General features: G+C 57.1%; 18 protein-coding genes. 10 read left to right on the forward strand and 8 right to left on the reverse strand.

All coding sequences use genetic code 11. The annotated features are described in order from the left end of the window. Positions 1-221: 221 nt before the first annotated feature. The gene (locus G5358_RS10910; RefSeq protein ID WP_005352569.1) at positions 222-656 is read right to left on the reverse strand and encodes a YcgN family cysteine cluster protein; all 435 of its coding nucleotides are present in this window, start codon (positions 654-656) and stop codon (positions 222-224) included. A 412-nt stretch (positions 657-1068) separates the two neighbouring features. After that, positions 1069-1554 (reverse strand): cell division inhibitor, encoded by a 486-nt coding sequence (locus G5358_RS10915; protein ID WP_421244962.1) that lies wholly within the window; start codon positions 1552-1554, stop codon positions 1069-1071. Between the two features lie 230 nt (positions 1555-1784). On the opposite strand from G5358_RS10915, the gene G5358_RS10920 reads away from it, so the two are divergent. After that, positions 1785-1982 carry a DUF4250 domain-containing protein gene (locus G5358_RS10920; protein WP_005333612.1) on the forward strand — a complete coding sequence of 66 codons (198 nt, stop codon included), beginning with the start codon at positions 1785-1787 and terminating at the stop codon, positions 1980-1982. Between the two features lie 376 nt (positions 1983-2358). Then, a complete protein-coding gene (locus tag G5358_RS10925) occupies positions 2359-4833 on the forward strand; it encodes a glycogen/starch/alpha-glucan phosphorylase (RefSeq protein ID WP_421324085.1) in 2475 nt (824 codons plus the stop codon). A gap of 366 nt (positions 4834-5199) precedes the next feature. On the opposite strand, the gene G5358_RS10930 is transcribed toward G5358_RS10925, so the two are convergent. Both G5358_RS10930 and trxC read right to left on the reverse strand, forming a co-directional pair. Next, a complete protein-coding gene (locus tag G5358_RS10930; protein ID WP_216978914.1) occupies positions 5200-6585 on the reverse strand; it encodes an SLC13 family permease in 1386 nt (461 codons plus the stop codon). A 161-nt stretch (positions 6586-6746) separates the two neighbouring features. Further along, positions 6747-7181, reverse strand: a complete 435-nt coding sequence (gene trxC / locus G5358_RS10935) for a thioredoxin TrxC (protein WP_216978913.1) — start codon at positions 7179-7181, stop codon at positions 6747-6749. A 167-nt stretch (positions 7182-7348) separates the two neighbouring features. On the opposite strand from trxC, the gene G5358_RS10940 reads away from it, so the two are divergent. The 4 genes from G5358_RS10940 to G5358_RS10955 all read left to right on the forward strand — a co-directional run bounded on the left by G5358_RS10940 (position 7349) and on the right by G5358_RS10955 (position 14443). Then, entirely contained in the window at positions 7349-10153 is a 2805-nt protein-coding gene (locus tag G5358_RS10940; RefSeq protein ID WP_216978912.1) for a response regulator, read from the forward strand. A 166-nt stretch (positions 10154-10319) separates the two neighbouring features. After that, positions 10320-12056, forward strand: coding sequence for an ABC transporter transmembrane domain-containing protein (locus tag G5358_RS10945; protein WP_421324086.1), 1737 nt, complete (start codon positions 10320-10322; stop codon positions 12054-12056). Beyond that, positions 12053-13804, forward strand: coding sequence for an ABC transporter transmembrane domain-containing protein (locus tag G5358_RS10950; protein WP_421324087.1), 1752 nt, complete (start codon positions 12053-12055; stop codon positions 13802-13804). The genes G5358_RS10945 and G5358_RS10950 overlap by 4 nt, the downstream gene beginning before the upstream one ends. Before the next feature lie 165 nt (positions 13805-13969). Next, positions 13970-14443 carry a DUF4442 domain-containing protein gene (locus tag G5358_RS10955; protein WP_368191815.1) on the forward strand — a complete coding sequence of 158 codons (474 nt, stop codon included), beginning with the start codon at positions 13970-13972 and terminating at the stop codon, positions 14441-14443. Positions 14444-14476: 33 nt separating this feature from the next. Here the strand turns inward: G5358_RS10955 and ybcJ are convergent, their stop codons facing one another. Continuing rightward, a complete protein-coding gene (ybcJ, locus tag G5358_RS10960; protein ID WP_005333598.1) occupies positions 14477-14710 on the reverse strand; it encodes a ribosome-associated protein YbcJ in 234 nt (77 codons plus the stop codon). Between the two features lie 260 nt (positions 14711-14970). Here ybcJ and G5358_RS10965 point away from each other — a divergent pair, with 260 nt between their 5' ends. The 3 genes from G5358_RS10965 (at position 14971) to pdxY (ending at position 17431) form a co-directional block, all read left to right on the forward strand. Continuing rightward, a complete protein-coding gene (locus tag G5358_RS10965; RefSeq protein ID WP_368191813.1) occupies positions 14971-15534 on the forward strand; it encodes a VC2662 family protein in 564 nt (187 codons plus the stop codon). An 83-nt stretch (positions 15535-15617) separates the two neighbouring features. Further along, positions 15618-16394 (forward strand): DUF429 domain-containing protein, encoded by a 777-nt coding sequence (locus tag G5358_RS10970; protein ID WP_421263679.1) that lies wholly within the window; start codon positions 15618-15620, stop codon positions 16392-16394. Positions 16395-16567: 173 nt separating this feature from the next. Beyond that, on the forward strand, positions 16568-17431 hold the full coding sequence (pdxY, locus tag G5358_RS10975; protein WP_019446110.1) for a pyridoxal kinase PdxY: 864 nt from the start codon (positions 16568-16570) through the stop codon (positions 17429-17431). A 106-nt stretch (positions 17432-17537) separates the two neighbouring features. Here the strand turns inward: pdxY and G5358_RS10980 are convergent, their stop codons facing one another. The 3 genes from G5358_RS10980 to G5358_RS10990 all read right to left on the reverse strand — a co-directional run bounded on the left by G5358_RS10980 (position 17538) and on the right by G5358_RS10990 (position 19944). After that, positions 17538-18656, reverse strand: a complete 1119-nt coding sequence (locus tag G5358_RS10980) for a glycerol dehydrogenase (RefSeq protein ID WP_421324088.1) — start codon at positions 18654-18656, stop codon at positions 17538-17540. A 297-nt stretch (positions 18657-18953) separates the two neighbouring features. Beyond that, positions 18954-19460, reverse strand: coding sequence for an N-acetyltransferase family protein (locus G5358_RS10985; RefSeq protein WP_368191807.1), 507 nt, complete (start codon positions 19458-19460; stop codon positions 18954-18956). Positions 19461-19551: 91 nt separating this feature from the next. After that, on the reverse strand, positions 19552-19944 hold the full coding sequence (locus G5358_RS10990) for an NUDIX hydrolase (protein WP_201973355.1): 393 nt from the start codon (positions 19942-19944) through the stop codon (positions 19552-19554). Between the two features lie 338 nt (positions 19945-20282). Between G5358_RS10990 and G5358_RS10995 the strand changes: the two genes are divergently transcribed. Next, entirely contained in the window at positions 20283-21128 is an 846-nt protein-coding gene (locus G5358_RS10995; protein WP_368191805.1) for a DUF5718 family protein, read from the forward strand. Positions 21129-21175: the final 47 nt, after the last annotated feature.

Here is a 21175-nt window from a genome sequence, read left to right on the forward strand (position 1 = left end):
CCTCTGCCTCTGCCTCTGCCTCTGCCTCTGCCTCTGCCTCTGCCTCTGCCTCTGCCTCTGCCTCTGCCTCTGCCTCTGCCTCTATCTCTCTCAATGTGCAGTTGGGAGGGGGTCTGGTTTAGCCAGCCAGATATGTGTGAAGCTACAAACCCTGCTTGCAGAAACAATAAGGGCTGCACATTGTGCAGCCCTTGCCTCTGGAGAATAGCGGGTTGAGCGTGTCAGCTGGCCCAGGTGATGATGTGATCGATCCATTCACCCGCCTGATCCTCGTGAATGACTTTGCCACGGACGGATTGACCAGCCTGATGCATCGCGGAACGACTGCCGGTCAGCAGAGGATGCCACTCTGGAAGAGCGTCACCTTCAGACAGCAGGCGATATGCGCAGGTTGAGGGGAGCCAGTCATATTCGGCGATCTTGTCATGGGTGATCTGCAGACAGTCAGGCTCTTTTTTGAAACGATTGGCGTAATCAGAGCACTGACAGGTCTTGGTGTTAAGCAAATTGCAGGCGACATTGGTGAAAACCAGTTCGTCGGTATCTTCATCGATTAGCTTGTTGAGGCAGCATTTTCCGCAACCATCGCAGAGGGATTCCCATTCGGATTCAGTCATCTGCTGCAGACTCTTGGTCTGCCAAAAGGGGGCTTGCATCATACCGCTCACTTATTACACCTGATAAAACGCGTGGTTATACCCCTTGTTACCCGGTATTTCAAGGAGAGGGTCACTCCGGGGGGAAAATTGTCGTGATCAGCTCAAATGAATGCAATGACTTTCAGCCTCATCATATTGCTCAAACGGGTTCGCTGGTGGGCAGGAAGTCCCGCAGGTTTGAATACTTGGGCTGCATGATTGTCCAGTTCAGGTTTTATTTTCTGCTTCTTTATCCGTTACATCTTTTGATGTTTGTCTGCTTGCAGCAAGCAGGGTCAAATGATCTCCGATGCCTACCGTCAGGCTGTTGCAAGCTTGTCTTTCAAATAAAGCCGCTGGTCACATATTGTTTGCGCCCTTCTGTCACTGCGACCCGCGGGAGAGCCTGCGTAGGCGTTCGTTTTTTGTCTTAATGATTGAGATAGATATCTTGCTCTGAATAAGCCAGCAGAGGTGTGCCGAGGTTAGTCCGTTTCGCGCCAAAGAAGCGGGTGAGTACGCCAGATTGCTGTCCCAGTCGCTGCAGCTTGACGTGATCCAGCTCGATCTGCTCGGGTAGCCAGGTAAATACGGCGGCGCAGTGACCATTGCCCAGACTGCGCTCCAGGGTTTGCTGCCAGTTCTTGATTTTGGGGCTATGTACCACCAGCACTCTCTTGGGATCGATACCTCGCTCTTCCAGACAGCTGACTGTGGGGCGTCCCGGCGGGGCGATCAACAAGATCCAGCCGGTATGAGAGTCACCTAACTTGCTCAGTTCGCTCAGAAACTGATCATCAGACTGGATAGTCACACCATCATGAGCCAACTCCGCTTTGCAGGCGGTTCTGGTTGGCCAGGGCTTGCTCATGACACGATTCATCGCAAAGGGCAGTGAGTGCAGGGGCTGGTTCATATATGGGATTCCTGTATGAATATCCAAGCTGTATGCGTATACAGTAGTTATATCCTGTGGCAGTGACAAGGTGTTTTTGCTGAAAAATGTGATGGTGTTAGCATGTGACGTTAGTAAGACTATGTTTTTAAAAGTTATTTAATATAAAACTGGCTGGGTTTTTTTCGTACTATGGACAAACCTTGCGTAACCGCCCATGGTTATACAGGTCATTTACAGGAGGTGCCGCCATGGATATCAGTACCTTGCAACGTCTTGATGCCAACATCTTGCTGGGCATCATCAATGAGAAGCTAAGGCTTGAGTGTGACGGGTTGGAGGAGTTGCTGGCCTATTACGATATGAGTGAAGAGCAGTTGGCAGGGCGTCTGGATCAGATTGGGTACCATTACGATCCATTGAGCAATCAGTTCAAAGCACATCTTTAAGGATGCAATGATTGCTTCATATTTATACGGTAATTTTTCAGGCACATTGAAACCGGTTTCAATGTGCCGTCTTGCTGCCTATTTTCAGGGATTTTCAAGGCTTGGCAATCTCTGAAAACCTATTCATGCCAGAATATTTTTATTTTTTCATTAAGCTTATGATAATAAAGGGAATGTTTGTTTTTGTGCGATCAATTTAAGGAAAGGGTTTTCACGCTTTTTGGGCTGTTTTCATCGGTTAAAGTGTGACTTGTGTTAACTTTTAATTGTGCGGCTTTCGTTAGTATTCTCACGCCGGTACATATTTTGAGATAACAACAGCGCCGGTCCCGATCCTCGGGATAACAATTTTATTTGTAACGAAGGAATATGGTTTATGGCTACCAAGAAGAAGACAGACCAGGATCTCCAACTGGATAAAGATCAGCTCAAGGCGAGTATCGTGCGTCACCTGCGTTCTACCTTGGGAACAAGCGAACAGAAAGCCTCTCACGATGCATGGTGGAAAGCCACCGCAGCGGCGGTCAACGAACAGGTTTACGAGCGCCTGACCCGCACTCAGCAGACTCACTTCAAGAAAGATACTCGTGCTATTCACTATCTCTCTGCTGAATTCCTGATGGGGCGTCTGACCTCCAACAACCTGCATAACCTCTCTCTTTACAAGATTTGTGAAGAGGCGCTGAGCGAACTCGGTCTGGATCTGACCGACCTGTGTGAACAAGAGCCTGATATGGCGCTCGGCAATGGTGGCCTGGGTCGTCTGGCTGCCTGCTTCATCGACTCGCTGGCAACCCTGAACTACCCGGCTGTGGGCTACGGTATCCACTACGAACACGGTCTGTTCCGTCAGGAGATCCAGGATGGCCGCCAGATTGAGCGTCCGGACTCCTGGCGTGAATATGGCAACCCTTGGGAGATCTGCCGTCCGGAGTCGGTACAGGAAGTCCCCCTCTATGGCTATGTCGAGACCGTGTTTGGTGACAATGGCGGCCTGAAGAAGGTTTGGCACGCGGGTCGCAAGATCAAAGGGGTGCCTTGGGATATCCCGGTCGTCGGTTTTGGCGGCAGCACCGTCAACATCCTGCGTCTGTGGGAGTCCCGAGCCTCCGAGTTTTTTGACTGGGACGTGTTCAACGCCGGTGGTTACATCGACTCTCAGGCTGAGAAAGCCCAGGCCGAGACCATCTCCAAGGTACTCTATCCGAACGATGAGACCGATGCCGGTAAAGAGCTGCGTCTGATCCAGCAGTACTTCTTCTGTGCTTGCTCCATCAAGGACATCATGCGCCGCTACAAGCGGGTGCATGGCGCCGACTTCAGCAACTTTGCCGCGCAAATTGCCATTCAGCTCAACGATACTCACCCGACTGTCGCCATCCCGGAACTGATGCGGGTACTGGTTGACGAGGAAGATCTGAACTGGGATGCCGCTTGGGCCATCTGCTATCAGGTCTTCTCTTATACCAACCACACTCTGCTGCCGGAAGCGCTGGAGAAGTGGTCGGTCAGCCTGTTCGAGAAAGTACTGCCTCGCCATCTGGAGGTGATTTACGAGATCAACGCCCGCTTCCTGAACGAGTTGGTGGAGCCCAAGTGGCCGGGCAACGACGCCATCAAGGCCAAGCTCTCCATCATCGAAGAGGGGGCCGTGCGCAAGGTTCGCATGGGCAACCTGTGCGTGATCGGTTCGTCCAAGGTGAACGGTGTGGCCGAGATCCACTCCAAGCTGGTGAAGGAAGATCTCTTCCCCGAGTATGCCGAGCTGTGGCCGGAAAAAATGTGCAACGTGACCAACGGGGTAACCCCGCGTCGCTGGCTGCTGGCCTGCAACCCGGAGCTGGCGGGTCTCTACAACGAAGTGGTGGGCAAGGAGTGGCCGCTGCAACTGGACAAACTGCGTGGCGTGGTGAAATTTGCCGACGACAAGGCGTTCCAGCAGCAGTTCATGACCATCAAACGTCATAACAAAGAGAAGCTGGTCAAGGTCATCAAAGACGAAACCGGTATCGATGTCAGTGCCGAGGCGATCTTTGACGTTCAGATCAAGCGTCTGCACGAGTACAAGCGCCAGCAACTGAACCTTATTCACATCATGGCACTCTATCGTCGTCTGCTGGCCAACCCGGACTATGACATGCATCCGCGTGTGTTTATCTTCGGCTCCAAAGCGGCGCCCGGTTACAAGCTGGCCAAAGACATCATCTATGCCATCAACAAGCTGGCGGATCGGGTCAACAACGATGCTCGTATCCAGGGCAAGCTGAAAGTGGTGTTCATGCCGAACTACCGCGTGAGTCTGGCCGAGAAGTTGATCCCGGCGGCAGATGTCTCCGAGCAGATCTCTACTGCTGGTTACGAAGCATCCGGTACCGGCAACATGAAGATGGCACTCAACGGTGCAATCACCATCGGGACGCTGGATGGAGCCAACATCGAGATCGCCGAAGAGGCGGGGGCCGAAAACTGTGCCATCTTCGGTCTGAACGTGGACGAAGTGAAGTCGCTGAAGGCGCGCGGTTATAATCCGTACGACTTCTACTATGCCAACTCCGAGCTCAAGGCCGTGCTGGACTGGTTTGATACCGACTACTTCACGCCGGGTCGTCCGGGTGAGCTGGCCTCCATCAAGCGCTCTTTGCTGGAAGGGGGAGACCCTTACCTGACCTTGGCGGACTTCCAGTCCTACTCGGATGCACACAAGCTGATCGATACCTGGTATCGGGATCCGGCACTGTGGGCGAAGAAGGCTATCATCAACTCGGCCACCATGGGTAAGTTCAACTCAGACCGTTCCATCCAGGACTATGTGGATCGTATCTGGAAGCTGAAACCCTGCAACATCGGTTGATCACCTCTTAATATGAGAACCCCGCTATGCGGGGTTTTTTTATAGCTGCTTGGATTCGTAAATATTTGTACACCATTTGCAAAAAGCTTGATCATCTGTGATAGATGTACAGGGCATCACATATTATTTTAATGTCGTTATTACCAGCCTTTCCCGGGAACACCTCATCTCATGGCACCCGTATCGCTCATAAGTCTGAAGTCATCATCATGTGTACTCTCGCTGCTGTCGCATGGCACAAGCTGACGATGGTCAGGGATGTGACAGATGGCCGTTGGGGTGCAGGAAAAGAGAAAGCCCCGATGATACGGGGCTTTGTTGGAACCTGGTGTTGATTGAGGAGCCCGGCGAGCGAGCCACCAGCCATCAATGCAGTATGTCGCCCATAAAATAGGCAAGCAGGGTCAAAATGACGGTGAAGACCAGGTTCAGCACCAGGCCGGCCCGCATCATTTCACGCTGCTGGATATGGCCGCTGGCGAAGACAATGGCGTTGGGCGGGGTAGCCACTGGCAGCATGAAAGCGCAGGAGGCACCGACAGCGATCAGCACGGATACGACAATGGGAGAGACTCCCAGTGCCTCTGCGACTCCGGCAAACAGTGGAACCAGCAGAGCGGCGGTAGCGGTGTTGGATACCAGCTCGGTCAGGAACACCACGAAGGTGGCAAGACAGAGCAGGATGACGAAGATCGGCATGGTGGCCAGACCGTTGGATAGGTGCTCCGCCAGGAAGGCGTTGGCCCCGGTCTGCTTAAGGATGGCGCTCAGGGTCAAGCCGCCACCAAACAGCATCAGTACTCCCCAGTCGGTGTTCTGGTTGATGTCATCCCAGCTGGCCACCCGGCTGACGGCGATGGCGATGATGGCTCCCATGGCGATCAGTGTATCAAATTGAGGTATTCCTCCCAGCGCCTGGGCAATAGGCTGGGAGCCAATCCACAACAGCACTGTGGTCAGAAATATCAGCATGGTCACCTTGCGTTGGCCGGTCCACTCTATGGTCACTCGCTCGGTGCTGACCTGATGTGAGAGGTTGGGGCGGGTTACCAGATAGAGCAGCCCGATGCCTACTGGCATGAAGATGAGGACAACAGGAATGCCAAATTTCAGCCAGTCAGTGAAGCCCAGCCCCATCTGGGCGGCCGCAATGGCATTGGGCGGGCTGCCTACCAGGGTGCCGATGCCGCCAATACTGGCGCTGTAGGCAACACCAAGCAATACGAAGACCAGTGTGCGGCGCTCCTTGTGAATGTCGAGACCTTTGAGCATGCCAAGGGCCAGCGGCATCATCATGGCGGCGGTAGCGGTATTGCTGATCCACATGGAGAGTGCCGCAGTAATACTGAAGAGTACGATGGCAGCCCAGCCGAGGTGTCCCTTGGCGAGCTGCATCACCTTACCGGCAATCTGGGTGTCTAGCCCCTGTTTGGATAGCGCTGCCGCCAGGGCAAAACCGCCAAAGAAGAGGAACAACACCGGGTTTGCGAAGTCGGTCAACGACTTGCTCATATCAAACACCCCGAGCAGGGTGGCAAGTACCGGGATGGAGATCGCGGTGATAGTGATGTTGACCGCTTCGGTCAGCCAGAGAATAGCTATAAAGACCAGAATGCCCAGCCCCTTGTTGACCATAGGATCAAAAGGGAGCCAAGCGAGCATGATGCATAGCAGGAGCAGATCCAGGATCACGATCCCGGTCTTGATATCCAGCCAACGAGATGGAGTAGCGGGTACAGCCGATGTGTGCATATCGTTCTCTCGGTTAATTTATGGTTGTTTTTGTGTTGCCGAGATTACATCCATTCACTTGTTTGAAACAGGCTCACATATTGAAAATCAGTCTCTACTCACACACTCATTGATAAAAATGAGGAAATAAATACATAAATCAAACATCTATGAAACATAAATTAAACATCCATGAACTGTTCCAGCCACTGCTTGAACATGTTCTTGGGCAGGGATCCATTTATCTGGTTCACCACTTTACCCTGTTTGAAGACCATTAGGGTGGGGATGCTGCGAATGGCGTAACGGGCGGCAATGGTGCTCTGCTGCTCGGTATCGACTTTGACAAAGCGCATCCGTGGTTCGAGTTCATGGGCAACATCATGAAATACTGGAGCAAACTGCTGGCAAGGGCCGCACCAGCTGGCCCAAAAATCGACAACGACCGGAATATCGGAGTTGATCAGGGTATCGAAGTTATCCGCCTTCCCGAGGCAAGGGGTTTGGCTGAACAGGGACGCCTTGCAGTGCCCACATTTGGCGGAGTGGGTTACATGGGTGGAGGGCAGGCGGTTTCTTGTAAAGCAGTGGCTACAATAAGTAGTGATAAATGACATAATAGTCTCCTTGAAGATCGGTTCTGGTGGCTGTGATGAAAATAGTGCCAGAGTTAAAATAGTGAAATAACGTTAACACAGCGCTCGGCTGGGGTGGACACTTCCACTCCGAGCTCTGCTCAAGCCGGACAATTCAGCGGCCATTATAAGTAGAGAGTCAAAACGGGATGAATAAAGGATCACGGAAGAGCCCTGTGGTACTGCTGCTTGTTGCTGCCTTGTTGCTCGGCTTCTTGGTTCTTTGCTGGCAACTGCTTAGTCAACAGCAGCGTGCATACAGCCTGAATCAGGCAGCGGAGGCAGTGCTGAACCGGATCAACACCGACAGTGTTTACCTGCTTGGTCGTGAGAGTGCCAATGATAGCAATGTTCAGCAACGGCTCGTCCAGTTATCCGGTATCCTCGATAGCTTTGTTCACAGGGTTCGTAGTGATGCTGAGGTTGAGCAAACGCCTCTTTCACAGAGGTTGCTGCAGGATTTGGATCTCTACCAGATGGAGCTGGCCAGACTGTACAGCATGGAAAAGGCGGTGGAATATATCGTGCAACCCTTTCAGCATCAGCTTGAGAAGGTACGCGCTATCACGCCGGCAGAGAGCCTCTTGCATCGTGATCTCAATGAGTTGGCCCAACTCAGCCATTTTTTGCAACACAGCGCCGATAACCAGTATCAGCAACAGCTGAGCTTGTTGCAGCGTGCTCTTGCTTCCCATTACGGCTCGCAACCCGAGGTGATCACCTTGGTTAACCTGAGCAAGGATTTGAGTCGTCAGGTGATGGCTTATCATACCCTGCGCCATCGTCTCATCGATATGCAGGTGAGCGATAACCTGGTGCGCTGGAAGATGGATAAGCTGGAGCGGGCTTCATCATTGCTGAACCGCTTCTATTTAATGGTGCTTGGCGGTGCCTTGATCAGTTTTGTGCTGGTGGCCTATACCCTATGGCGTCGTAATCAGAAGTTGAGCGAGTTGTCCCGTCAGACGGCCTTGCTGGCACAGGCCAAAAGCGATTTTCTGGCCAATATGAGCCACGAGATCCGCACCCCCATGAATGCCATCATCGGTTTCAGCTCACTGGCACTGCAGACAGAGCTGGATCAGCAACAACGGGACTATCTGGGCAAGATAAAGTCTTCATCAGATACCTTGCTGCTGCTTATCAACGACATTCTCGATCTGACCAAGGTGGAGTCCGGCAAGCTGACGTTAGAGGAGATCGACTTCGATCTCAGCGAGCAGCTCGACTCGCTGGCGGGCATGTTTGCCGATCTGGCGGAGCGCAAACATGTGGAGGTGATCATTCGCAAATCGCCGGAGGTGCCTGTCTTCTTGCGTGGGGATCCTCTGCGGCTGGGGCAGGTTCTGGTCAATCTGGTGAACAATGCCATCAAATTCACCGAACGTGGTGAGGTCGAAGTCTCCATCGATCTGGCCAACTCCCATCCAATGCGGATCCGCTTCAGTGTGCGCGATACCGGCATCGGCATTGCCGAAGAGAAGCAGACCCAACTGTTTCAGGCGTTTACCCAGCTGGAGGCGGGCAATACCCGCAAATATGGCGGCTCGGGTCTTGGGCTCAATATTTCCCAGCGGCTGGTGGAGCTGATGGGGGGGCGGATCACCGTAGAGAGCAAGCCTGGCGTCGGCTCTCTGTTCAAGTTCGATATCCCGATGGCGCAGGCGGTCTACGGTGTGGCTGGACGGAAAGTTTTCTTCGAAAACCAGCCGCTGGTGATGGTGATGGATGACAACGAACTGGTGCTGGATCTGGCTCGGGACATCCTGACTCGGGCGGGTGTGCGAGTGCTGCCGGTCAACTCCCTTTCCCGTGCCCGTCAATTATTGCGTGAAGAGGGGCCCAATCTGCGGTTGGCAATCCTCGACTGGCGCATGGGGCAGGAGGATGGACTCGATCTGGCGCTGGAGATGTATCAGCACAGCCAGTGGCGGCGGATACCCATCCTGATGATCAGCGCCTGGGCCAGAGAGGGGCTGCACGCCCGGATGGACAGCATGGGGCTGACCCATTTTCTGCCCAAGCCGATGACCGAGAATGCCCTGCTGGCCAAGGTGGACGAGTTGCTCAACGGCAGCTCTTATGAACTCAATCTGCGCAAGGCAGAGGCTCAGGGGGATCAGCAGCACTTCAAATCCCTGTTGCAGGGTACCCGAGTGCTGTTGGCCGAAGACAACCGGGTCAATCAGCAGCTCATCATCGAATATCTACGTCGGGTCGATGCGGTAGTGTGCGTGGTTAACAATGGTCGCGAGGCGGTGGAGCGGGTTGCCGAGCAGCCTTTTGACGTGATCCTGATGGACCTGCAGATGCCGGTGCTGGACGGACTCGATGCCACCCGCCAGATCCGCAAAATGGTCGACAAGCACGATGTGCCCATCATAGCCCTCACTGCCAGCGCCATGCATGGAGACAAGGAGCGCTGCCTGGGGGTGGGGATGAATGGTTACGTCACCAAGCCGGTGAGCAAGCTGGATCTTTACAACAACCTGCTGCAGTGGGTGAAGCCGCAAGGGGTGGAGCAGGCGGGGATCATGGAGGTGAAACCGCCGGATATGATGGGGATCCTCGATCTGCAGGATGCCCTCAAGCGGCTGGAGCAGGACAAGGAGGCATTGCAGATCCTGTTCAAGCTGTTTATGTCGGAGCACAAGGACGATCTGTGGGAGATCCGTTCCGCCTTGCGCCGTCAGCAGCCCGAGGTGGCCAGCAAGCTGCTGCACACCCTCAAGGGGGTGTCTGCCAATATCTCGGCGGCCCGTCTGCAATTGGTGGCTGGCGAGCTGGAGTGGCGCCTGCGGCAAAACGAGGTGCTGAGCGAGGCGGATCTGGAGCAGTTGCAACAGGTCTTCAGCCAGACCCGGGAAGAGGTGTCACACTTCCTGTTGACCGGTGAGCAGCATGAAAATTCGTATAATCCCTATTCATCAGGGGATGATCGCATGTCACAGTGAATTAAATAGTAATTATTCTCAACCATACCGGTTCGGGATATGATGAGCTTTCGTTCAAATCGCCTCCAGCCGGAGGCGATTGTTTTCATTGTTCTATTTCTGCGTGGCTTCTCTGATGGCCGCTCCTTGGAGCGGTCACGGGCAGAGAGCGCTAAAGGTTGGTGGTGTGAGCGTATTTCTACGATTGAGCTGGTTTTTCAAGGAGCAGTGGCCCCGTTATCTGGCTGCCATCTCCCTGCTGCTGATGGTGGCCCTGTTGACCGTTATTCCGCCCAAAGTGGTGGGCTGGGTGGTTGATGGCATCACCAAGGGCGGTCTCGACAATGGTACCCTGATGCGCTATCTGGCGGGGCTGTTTGGTCTGGGTGTGCTGATTTATCTGCTGCGCTACGTCTGGCGGGTGATGCTGTTCGGTGCCTCTTACCGTCTGGCCTATGTGTTGCGCAATCGCCTTTTCAGCCATTTCACCCGGATGAGCCCCGATTTTTATCAGCGCCACCGTACCGGCGATTTGATGGCCCATGCCACCAATGACATTCAGGCTGTGGAGATGACCGCTGGCGAAGGGGTACTGACTCTGGTGGACTCCATCATGGTCGGGGTATTGGTGCTCTCCATCATGTGCAGCCAGTACTCTTGGCAGTTGACGCTGGTCTCCTTGCTGCCGCTGCCGGTGATGGCCTATTTCATGAACCGCTTCGGCACCCAGATCTACACCCAGTTCAAGGCGGCGCAAGGGGCCTTCTCCAGGCTCAACAACAAGACCCAGGAGGCCCTTTCCGGCGTGCGGGTGTTGAAATCCTATGCGGTTGAATCGCTGGAAGATGAAGGCTTTGCCGAGCTGACCAAACAGGCGGGGGAGCGCAATATGGCGGTGGCCCGCATCGATGCCAAGTTCGATCCGGTCATCTACCTTTGTATCGGTTGCTCCTACTTCCTCGCGGTGGCGGGGGGCAGTGTGCTGGTGCTGCGCGATGAGCTGACTCTGGGTGAGCTCACCAGCTTCACCATGTACCTCGGCCAGCTGATCTGGCCGATGTTTGCCATCGCCTGGCTGTTCAACATCATCGAGCGGGGCAGCGCCGCCTACTCCCGCATCGAGAGCCTGCTGGGGGAGCGCAGCGATATCGAAGAGCCCGCCCGGCCGGCCGCGTTTACCTCTGCGTTTCCTTTACAGATCAAAGGGGTGAGCTATCAACTTGAGCAGCGCACCCTGCTTGCGGATATCGACGTTACCCTCAAGCAAGGGGAGATGCTCGGGGTGGTGGGGCGCACAGGGGCAGGCAAGAGCTCCCTGCTCAAGCTGTTGATGCGCCTTGCCAATCCGACTCACGGTTCGATAGCCATGGGGGGCGTACCGATTGACCAGTTGTCGCTCGCCACACTGCGCAGCCAGTTTGCCTATGTACCGCAGGAGCCATTCCTGTTTTCCACCACCATCGCTGCCAATATTGCCCTCGGCAAACCCGATGCGAGCCGCGAGGAGGTCGAACGGGTGGCACGCATTGCCTGTGTCCACGATGATATCGTGCGTTTCCCCAAGGGTTATGAAACCGAGGTCGGGGAGAAAGGGGTGACCCTCTCCGGCGGCCAGAAACAGCGGCTGGCCATTGCCCGCGCCCTGCTGCTGGATGCACCCATTCTGGTGCTCGATGATGCGCTCTCGGCGGTGGATGCCCACACCGAGCAGCAAATTCTGCATTCCCTCAAGGCCCATCGTCGCACCCTGATCCTGGTCAGCCATCGCATGACGGCGGTGGAGCAGGCCGACGAGATCCTGGTGCTGGAGCAGGGGGCCGTCAGCGAGCGGGGTCATCACGGTGCCCTGATGGCGCACAATGGTTGGTATGCAGATATGGTGCGTTATCAGCGACTCGAAGAAGCGGTGGAGGAGAGCCTGTGAATCCGACCATTAAACGACTGCTCGCCTACTGCGCCCAGTATCCTCGCTGGCTGATCCAGGCGGGGATTTGCCTGCTGCTTGCGACCGGCGCCGAAGTGGCCGGGCCGCTGCTGATCAAGCTCTTTATCGATGACTATCTGGCGCCTCGCAATATCGTGCTGCCCACCATAGCCCTGATTGCAGCGGGCTATCTGGGTGTGCAGGTGCTGTCGGCGGCGGGTTTCTATTTGCAATCCTTGCGCTTCAATCGCATCGCTCAGGCGGTGGTGCAAACCTTGCGCGAGCAGGTGTTTGCCACCGCCATCCGCTTGCCGGCCCGCTACTTTGACAAGCATCGCTCCGGCTCGCTGATTTCCCGCATCACCAACGACACCGAGGCGATCATGAACCTCTATGTGCAGGTGATCGGCTTGCTGGTGCAAAAGGTGGTGCTCTTGTGCGGCATCCTCATCTCCATGGCGCTGCTGGATCTGCGGCTGATGCTGGTCTGCTCCCTGTTGCTGCCCGCAGTGGGCGGGGTGATGTGGCTCTACCAGAAACTGAGCGTGCCGGTGGTGCGAGCGACCCGCAGTCTGCTCTCCGACATCAACAGCCGCCTCAACGAGTCGCTGCAGGGGATGCCGGTCATTCAGGCGATGGTGCAGGAGCGCCACTTTGCCAACGCCTTTGCCGAGGTGAACCAGCAGCACTGGTCGGCACGGATCAAGAGCCTCAAGATCAACGGCATTTTGCTGCGTCCGCTCATCGATCTCTTCTACATGATGGTGCTGATCGGCCTGTTGGCGCTTTTTGCCCATGAGGGGGGGAGCCACGCGGATGCTATTCAGGTGGGGGTGCTCTATGCCTTTATCAGCTATCTGGGCCGGATGATCGAGCCGCTCATCGAGATGACCAACCAGCTTAACCAGTTGCAGCAGGCGATGGTGGCGGGGGAGCGGGTCTTTGCCCTGCTCGATGAAACCCGCGAGAGCACCGAGGGCGAGCTGCGCCCGCTGGAAGGACGGGTCAGTTTCGAGCGGGTGAGTTTTTCCTACGATGGTGAGCAACAGGTGCTGCGGGAGGTCAGTTTTGCCGCAAAACCGGGCCAGATGCTGGCGCTGGTGGGCCATACCGGCAGCGGCAAGTCCACCATCATCAGCCTGCTGATGGGCTTCTATCCGCTGGATCAGGGGCAGATCCGCTTCGATGATCACGCACTGGATACCCTGTCGCTGGCGGCGGTGCGCCGCAGCATCGGGCTAGTGCAGCAGGATCCTTTTATCTTTGTCGGCACCCTGGCGGAGAACCTGCGTCTCGGCCGCGCCGGCATAGATGACGCGCGGCTCTGGCAGGCGCTGAGCGAGGTGCAGCTGGCCGAGTTTGTGCGCAGCTTGCCACAGGGGATCAACACCCTGATGGAGGAGGGTGGCAAGAACCTCTCCGCCGGTCAGCGGCAACTGCTCTCCTTTGCCCGTGCGCTGGTGGGGGATCCGCGTATCCTCATTCTGGATGAAGCGACGGCCAGCGTGGACTCCCAGACCGAGTTGGCGCTGTCGCAGGCGATCTCTGCCGCCCGTCGTGGCCGCACCACCATCGCCATCGCCCACCGCCTCTCGACCATCGTCGATGCGGACGAGATCCTGCTGCTCTCCCGCGGTCAGGTGAGCGAGCGGGGTAGCCACAGCGAGCTGATGGCCCTCGGCGGTCACTATGCCCAGCTGTTCGAGATGCAGAGTCAGGGGGCTTGGCTCGAAGAGAAGCGCGCCTGAGCGGCAGATTTGCTGTTAACAGTGAGATGAACGAGAAGAGGGAACCGGTGTGGTTCCCTCTTTTTTGCGCCGGGCAAAAGGTCGTAAGCGTGATCCCTGTGCTTGTCGAATGGCGCAGATGCAGGCAACATGTTGTTTACATTAACTCATCGGATCAGTTCGCATATGGATTTGCAACGCTTCAAAGCCAATCTGGCGCTCCGGCTGTTTGCCTGGCGCTATATTCCCGTCATCGGGTTTTGTGCCCCGATCATCGAAGAGATGAACGCCAAGGCGCTGCGCATTCGCATTCCCCTTGGATGGCGTACCCGCAACCACCTGGGCAGCATGTATTTTGGCGCGCTGGCGACCGGCGCCGATCTGGTAGGTGGTCTACTGGTGATGGAGAAGGGGCGGCAGCGGCGCAAGAAGGTGCACTTCGCCTTCAAGGATGTGCAGGGGGAGTTTTTGAAACGACCGGAGGGGGATGTGCAGTTCGACTGCGCAGCGGGGGAGGAGATTGACGCCATGATCGACGAATCGCTGGCAAGCGGTCAGCGCATCAATCGCCCCATCCGGGTGGTGGCCACCTGTCCGTCATTGAACGGGGATGAGGCGATGGCGCGTTTTGTGCTGACCCTGTCGATCAAGGCCAACTAGCTGGTTGCCGGAGAGTGGCTCCCCGAAACGGGTTTAGCCAATCTCCGGGCTGACGCCCTCTTTCACCACGACCTTCATGCCGTTGAAGTTGACCACCTGTTCGGCCACGATCTTGCAGCGCTTGCGGGTCTCCACCTGACCGTCCACCTCGACCAGCCCTTCGGCAATGAGGGCTTTGGCGGCGCCGCCACAATCGGCCCACCCCTGATGTTTGATAAGGTCACACAAGGCAACGAAGGGGTGACCTTCGAGCAGAAACGTCTCCATGGGAAATCCTCTAGATGGATGAATGCCGGATACAGCAGGGCGACTATTTTAGGCAGTTCGCTCAGGCAAAGAAAGGAAGAGGGGCCACTCGCTGCGAAAAAGTGGCCGATTGTCCTTGAGGTGGCGCTTTCGCAAGACCTGATAGAGATGTGAGAGGGCCACCCGTGACGTATCGTGACGCACCTCGTCCCTGCTGGTGTGCCCACACTCTCCCCTGACTGTTAGGATCGGGCCACTCTCAATGGCCCAAGGAACTTCCCATGACACTCTCCCGCCTGCTGCTGGCATGCAGCGCCCTGACTCTGTGCGGTGTCGCGCAGGCCAGTACTCCGGTGCAGGTCTCGCTGCCCGGGGTCAATTTGCCCGCGTCCCATCAGGTGGAAGGGGCGCGCGCCTCGCTGCTCTACGGTCGGACCGGTCAGGTGAAGGGTATTGATCTGCCGATCTTCGCCCTCTCCGATGTGGATCAGTTCAGCGGCCTGCAGCTCGGGATCTTCCTCGGTGCTGGCCGGGTGCGCCACCAGTTTGGCGGGGTCGCCATCAACGCCATCAACTGGCACGAAGGGCAGGATACCGGCGTCAATCTGGGGCTGGTCAATCTGACCAACAATGTGCAGGGGCTCAACTGGGGGGCGGTCAATATCGTCAAGGGCAATGCGCTGGCCAACGTTGGCTTCGTCAACTATGCCGAGCGTACCACGTTCCAGATTGGCTTTATCAATGCGACCAAGCACCTCGACGGCTTGCAGATCGGGCTGGCCAACTATGCCGCCAACGGCGTGTTCCCCATTCTGCCGCTGGTGAACTTCCAGAAATCGTTCTGAGTGGGCGGTTCGCTTTGCGTTAAGGGCCTCTGCTGATTACCCTGTGTCTCTTGCAACTTGTGACAGGCGAACAGAGGTAATTGATGACGGCAGGGCAAATGAGTGCAATCGGGATCGGCTGGGATGTGCGTGGCTGGCAGGGCAGTGCCCAGGCGGTGGCCGTGGTGGGCTGGCAGGCCGACTCCAACAGCCTGCACTGGCTCGGGGTGTCGCCGCTGTTTCGCCTGAGCTCGCGGGTGGCGCCGGATCTGGCCGCCCTGCTGCGTCCGGCCCTGCAAAACGAGCTGACCCTGATGCAGGTAGAAGCCTTCCCGCAACTGGCGCTCGGCATCGATGCGCCGCTCGCCTTTCCCCGTGCCTTGCGGGATCTGCTCAACGGCCAGCCACATAGCTGCGCCGTGCCCGAACGGGAGATAGACAACCCCTACGCCTATCGCGACTGCGAGCGCTGGTTGTATCAGCAGTACGGCAAAAAGCCGCTGTCGGCCACCTTCGACCGGCTCGGCAACAACGCCACTCTGGCGCTCTCTATGCTGCCGCAGCTCTCTGATCTGCAACTGGTGCCGACCGTTGCCCCGAAGGCCAGTCGTGCCGTGCTGGAGGTCTATCCGGCATTGGCCAAAGTGGGCGGCAAGGCCTCCCCGGCACGGCCCGAGCTGGCGGCCTTACTGCCTGCGGACGTGCTGGTCGGCACCGATCGCTACGATGCGGCGCTCTGCGCCCTGATGGCGCTGCAATATGCCGCTGGTGGCAAGGTGACGGTATTGCCTGAGCTGATTTCGCCACCCAGTGACATGCCGTGTGATGAGGGATGGGTCTATCACTTTGCCCATCATGCTGTAGAGCACAGCGGCATGTGACGACGGGGACGCGGCACATCATGGCGCCGCTCACCCTGTGGACGCGGGCCAAATGGCGCAAAAAACCTGTCTTTAGTCAGGAAATTGCCTGTTCATCCCGCGCCAAGGTGGCGCATCGTTATCTTCATCCGATATATTGCCCACCTTGCTGATCCTTTGCTGTGGTATTCCCGATGAAATCCGTTCTCTCTATTCAGTCCCACGTGGTCTTTGGTTGTGCCGGCAACAGCGCGGCCGTCTTCCCCATGCGCCGCCTCGGTATGGATGTATGGCCCATCAACACGGTGCAGTTTTCCAACCACACCCAATATGCCCAGGGGTGGCAGGGAATGGCGATGCCGGCGGGTCATATCAGTGCGCTGGTGAAAGGATTGGGCAATATCGAGGTGTTGAGCCAGTGTGACGCCGTGCTGAGCGGCTACCTTGGCTCCGCCGAGCAGGGGGACGAGATCCTGACCGTGGTCAACGCCGTCAAGGCGGCCAACCCCGATGCCATCTACTTCTGCGACCCTGTGATGGGTCACCCGGAGAAGGGGTGCATCGTTGCCCCCGGCGTCACCCGTTTCCTGACCGAGCAGGCGCTGCCGGTGGCCGACATGATGGCCCCCAACCTGCTGGAGCTGGAGACCCTCTGCGATACCCATCTGGCTGATCTGGATCAGACCCGCGCGGCTGCCCATCAGCTGCTGGCCCGCGGCGTCAAGCTGGTGCTGGTCAAGCATCTCGGTCGTGCGGCGCAGGACTCCAGCCGCTTCGAGATGCTGCTGGCAACGCCGCAAGGGGATTATCTGATTGCCCGTCCGCTCTATGACTTTGCCCGCCAGCCGGTGGGGGTGGGCGATCTTATCAGCGCCCTGATGCTGGCCAATTTGCTGGCCGGTCACGATGCGGTCAGCGCGTTCGAGCGCACCAACGCCTCGGTGGATGCGGTGCTGCAGGAGACCTGGCGCCAGCAGGCTTACGAGCTGCAACTCATCGCCGCGCAAGATGCCTTCGCCCTGCCAGAGGTTGCAGTGCGAGCGGTGAAACTGCCCTGATACTGCGCAGGCTTTCGTCTATCTAGACAAGCGATGGGCTGCAGATAAAAAAGGCTTGCCAATGGGCAAGCCTTTTGACTGTTTGCCTGTTTAGTGCGGTAAGCAATCAGGTGCGGGGATGGCGGAGGCGATAACGCTCAGCCATAGCATTAGCTGCCACCATGGCGGCGTAGACATCCTGTTCACTCACGGTCATCGGCATGTTGCCCATGGTATCGAGGGGATCGCAGGCCAGCTGCGCCACCTTGCGCCACTCGCTTTCATCAAAGTGGGTGAGCCCCAACTCTTGCCGCGTCATGGGCAGACCTGCACAGTCGATGATGCGAAACACCTCATCAAGTTCATGTTGCGGGGCGCGCTCAAGCACAAGTTGGGTCAGCAGGCCGAAGACCACCTTCTCGCCATGTTGGGCGCGATGGAGCTCCGGGATCAGTGACATGCCGTTGTTGACGGCATGAGCGGCGGCCAGGCCACCGGCTTCTGCGCCGACCCCGCTGAGGTAGATGGTGGCCTCGATAACCTGCTCCAGCGCCGGAGTCGAGACATGGTGGCGTATTGCATCCATGGCCAGCTCGATGTTTTCACCAAGCAGCTCGTAACAGAGCTTTGCCAGACCAAGGCCTGTGCGTGAAGGGCGCTTGCCGACCAGATTGAGCCCGTCCGCCCGATAGCAGGCGCGCGCCTCGAAATAGGTGGCCAGGGCATCGCCAACGCCTGCGGAAAAGAAGCGGGGAGGGGCGGCGGCAATGATGGCCGTGTCAGCCAGCACCACGTCCGGATTTTGCGGCAGGAACAGATAGCGTTCAAATTCACCCGCCTGGTTGTAGATCACCGCCAGTGCCGTGCAGGGGGCATCCGTGGAGGCAATCGTCGGGAACAGCACAACCGGACGGCGCAGATAGAAGGCCACGGCCTTGGCGACATCCAGCGTCTTGCCGCCGCCGATCCCGACAATCACGTTCGCACCATATTGCTCTGCAAGGTGGGTCAGGCGGTGGATCTCCTGTTCGGTGCATTCGTAGCGAAACTTGTCGACCACTCCCCTGAGACCTGCCTGCAGGAGCCCCGCCAAAGCTTCTTCCCGTACCCGCTCCAGAATGAACTCATCGCTGATGAGCAACGCATAGTCACCAAAATCTTTAACGTGCTCATGGAGTTGCGGGAGAAGGTGTTGACCGATGATGAACTTTTTGGGGGAGGTAACTGTACGGGGCAAAGTGGGCATCCATTATTCCTCAAGGCAGTGAATAACATAAAATTGATTATCAAATGGGTCTCTTACGATACGCCTGATGAGGCAATAGATGAAGAAGAAAAGGGGGGCGTTTTAATCATTAATTAATCTTTCTATTTGTTTGGCTGTATTTTGGGGCGGCGATTGGCGGTGTTGAGGCATACAGGAGCACTGGCCGTATCGTGGCAATCCGTCGCAAGCCATATTGCTGCAACAAACAGTCACGCGGGCAACAAGCAAGGCCGCTTGGTGCGGCCCTGCTGTATGTGGATAAGAGATAGGGGATGGTCAGAGCGGTTTGTAGAAGATGACGGTCGCAGCAAGAGTGCCATCTGCGTTGCGCGCAAAGATCGGGATCTGGCCCGCCTCCAGATAGCCGAGTTGACGATAGAGGTGGGAGGCCACATCACCGGCGCGAGTATCGAGCACCAGCAGCGAACGGCCCGCGGCATGGGCGCCTTGTTCCATTGCCTGCATCAGCGCATGACCGACACCTTTGCCTCTCGCCGTTTGCAGTACCATCAGTTTTTCCACCTCGGCCCGGTGGCGACCGTTGGCCTTGCCACAGAGCGCGAGCTGAATCGCTCCCACGAGCTGTTGTTGCTCAAGCGCAAGCCACAGCTTTCGGTGACCTGCCGCCAGATCCGCTTCAACTCCTTGCCAGTAGCGGGTAGATTCCTCCGTGGTCAGCGGCGGTAAAAAACCGACCGAGGCGCCGCTATCGACACAATCTTGCAGCAGGGTGATGAGCGCACTTTGATAGGTTGCTGCGCTCTTAACTTCCACAATGTTCATCTGACATCCTTGTCATTGCGCTGTTATGTGGCTGATTGCCACCGTTGGTTCATATGAGGTAGGTACTTATGCTCGCCGCGAGTACGGCTTGTCAGCGGATCAGCCCCTGCTCAACCAGCCAGACAAACAGCAGGCGGGAGACGGGGGAGAGCTCATCGAGGTGAGAGCTGTCGAGCCAGCGCAGCTCGGCAATTTCTGCCGAGGCGATCGGGGTGCCGCTTGTTTCGCCGGTGTAGCAGCGCAGTCGCACCTCGACTCCTGCCGGTTTGCCATCGGCCTGGGCGCTGAACTCGCAGGCAAAGCGCAGGGTATCGGGCTGCAGGGTGACAGCCAGCTCCTCTTCAATCTCGCGGATCAGCGCCGCCTCGTCGCTCTCGCCCGGTTCCCGCTTGCCGCCTGGGATGTAATAGATGTCCTTGCCGTGGGAGCGGGCGCAGAGCAGCTGCTGATCTTTAAAGGTGAGCCAGGCGAGTTTGTCGATCATCCGTTTTCTCTCCAATGGGGTTGCCGTGATGAGCAGTGGCGCATTCAAGCGCACAGTTGTTTTGCATGCCGGCAGCCTAACAAAGATGAAGTTGAGTCCCAAGGAGAAAGAGGGGAGATGCCGGAAACGCACTGTTTCCAGCGCGGTCACCGCGTAGCTGAATGAGTGCGCAATGGCTGGTTCACCACAGCCTTCTCGTCCCTAAAAAAGCGGACTGGCGCACATCACGACAGGGCCGGACTGGGCGAAGGCGGGGTCCTTGTGGTTTAATCTTGCCACTTTAGCGGTAGTAGGCGACGAGCCTGCTACCTTGCGTTGGCAAGATGCAGGTGAGCAAGATGCAAATAGCAGCAGAGAGCAAGTTTATCGGACTCGGGGTCGCGGGCAATTTCGCCGGTCATCTGGAGCAGGCGGGTGAAGCGTCCGACTTCGTAGCGGTCGTGGTGCGCGATACCACGGCGCCCAAGGCGCTGTTCCCCTTCTTCGTGCCGGGCCATCCGGGTCAGCTCGGGGTATTCCCGTTGAGCGACAAGGCGATCTTCCTGCCGGAAGCGGCGGTCAGTGGTGACGAGAAGGTGCAGATCGAGCCGGAAGTAGCCCTCTGGTGCGAGCTGGAGTATGCCGACAAGCAGGTGGTGGCGATCCATCCCCGCGCCTTTGGCGCCTATAACGACTGCTCCATCCGTCGTCCCAACGCCAAGAAGATCAGCGAGAAGAAGAACTGGGGCGAAGAGAGCAAGGGGCTGGCGGACAAGCTGCTGCCGCTTTCCGGTTTTGCCGCCGGTTGCGAGCTCGATGACTATCGTATCGCCTGCTATCTGGAGCGCGATGGCGAGCTGCACGCCTACGGGGTAGACAGCGCCGCCATCGACTACAGCTACTTCCACGGCAAGCTGCTCGACTGGGCCATCGACAAGTTCAACCATCAGCAGGATGAGGGGCCGGCGGAGCACATTCAGGGGCTGCTGGCGCAGGCGGGACATCCTCCCCATGCGCTCATCAGTATCGGCGCCACCCGCTATACCCCGTTTGGCGAGACCCACTTCCTCAAACCGGGCGACACTTCCTGCGTGGTGGTTTACCCGGGCAGCCGTTATAGCGAAGCGGATATCCGCGAGGCGATCCGCAGCCGCAACGTTGGCGCTGATATGTCCGTGCTGCTGCAGGCGGTGCAGGCGCGCTAATCACCGTTGCCAGTGGGAAGATGTCTCTTCCCGCTGGTTATCATATC

It is taken from the genome of Aeromonas sp. 604176, from assembly GCF_049170755.1.
Lineage (GTDB): Bacteria > Pseudomonadota > Gammaproteobacteria > Enterobacterales > Aeromonadaceae > Aeromonas > Aeromonas veronii_A.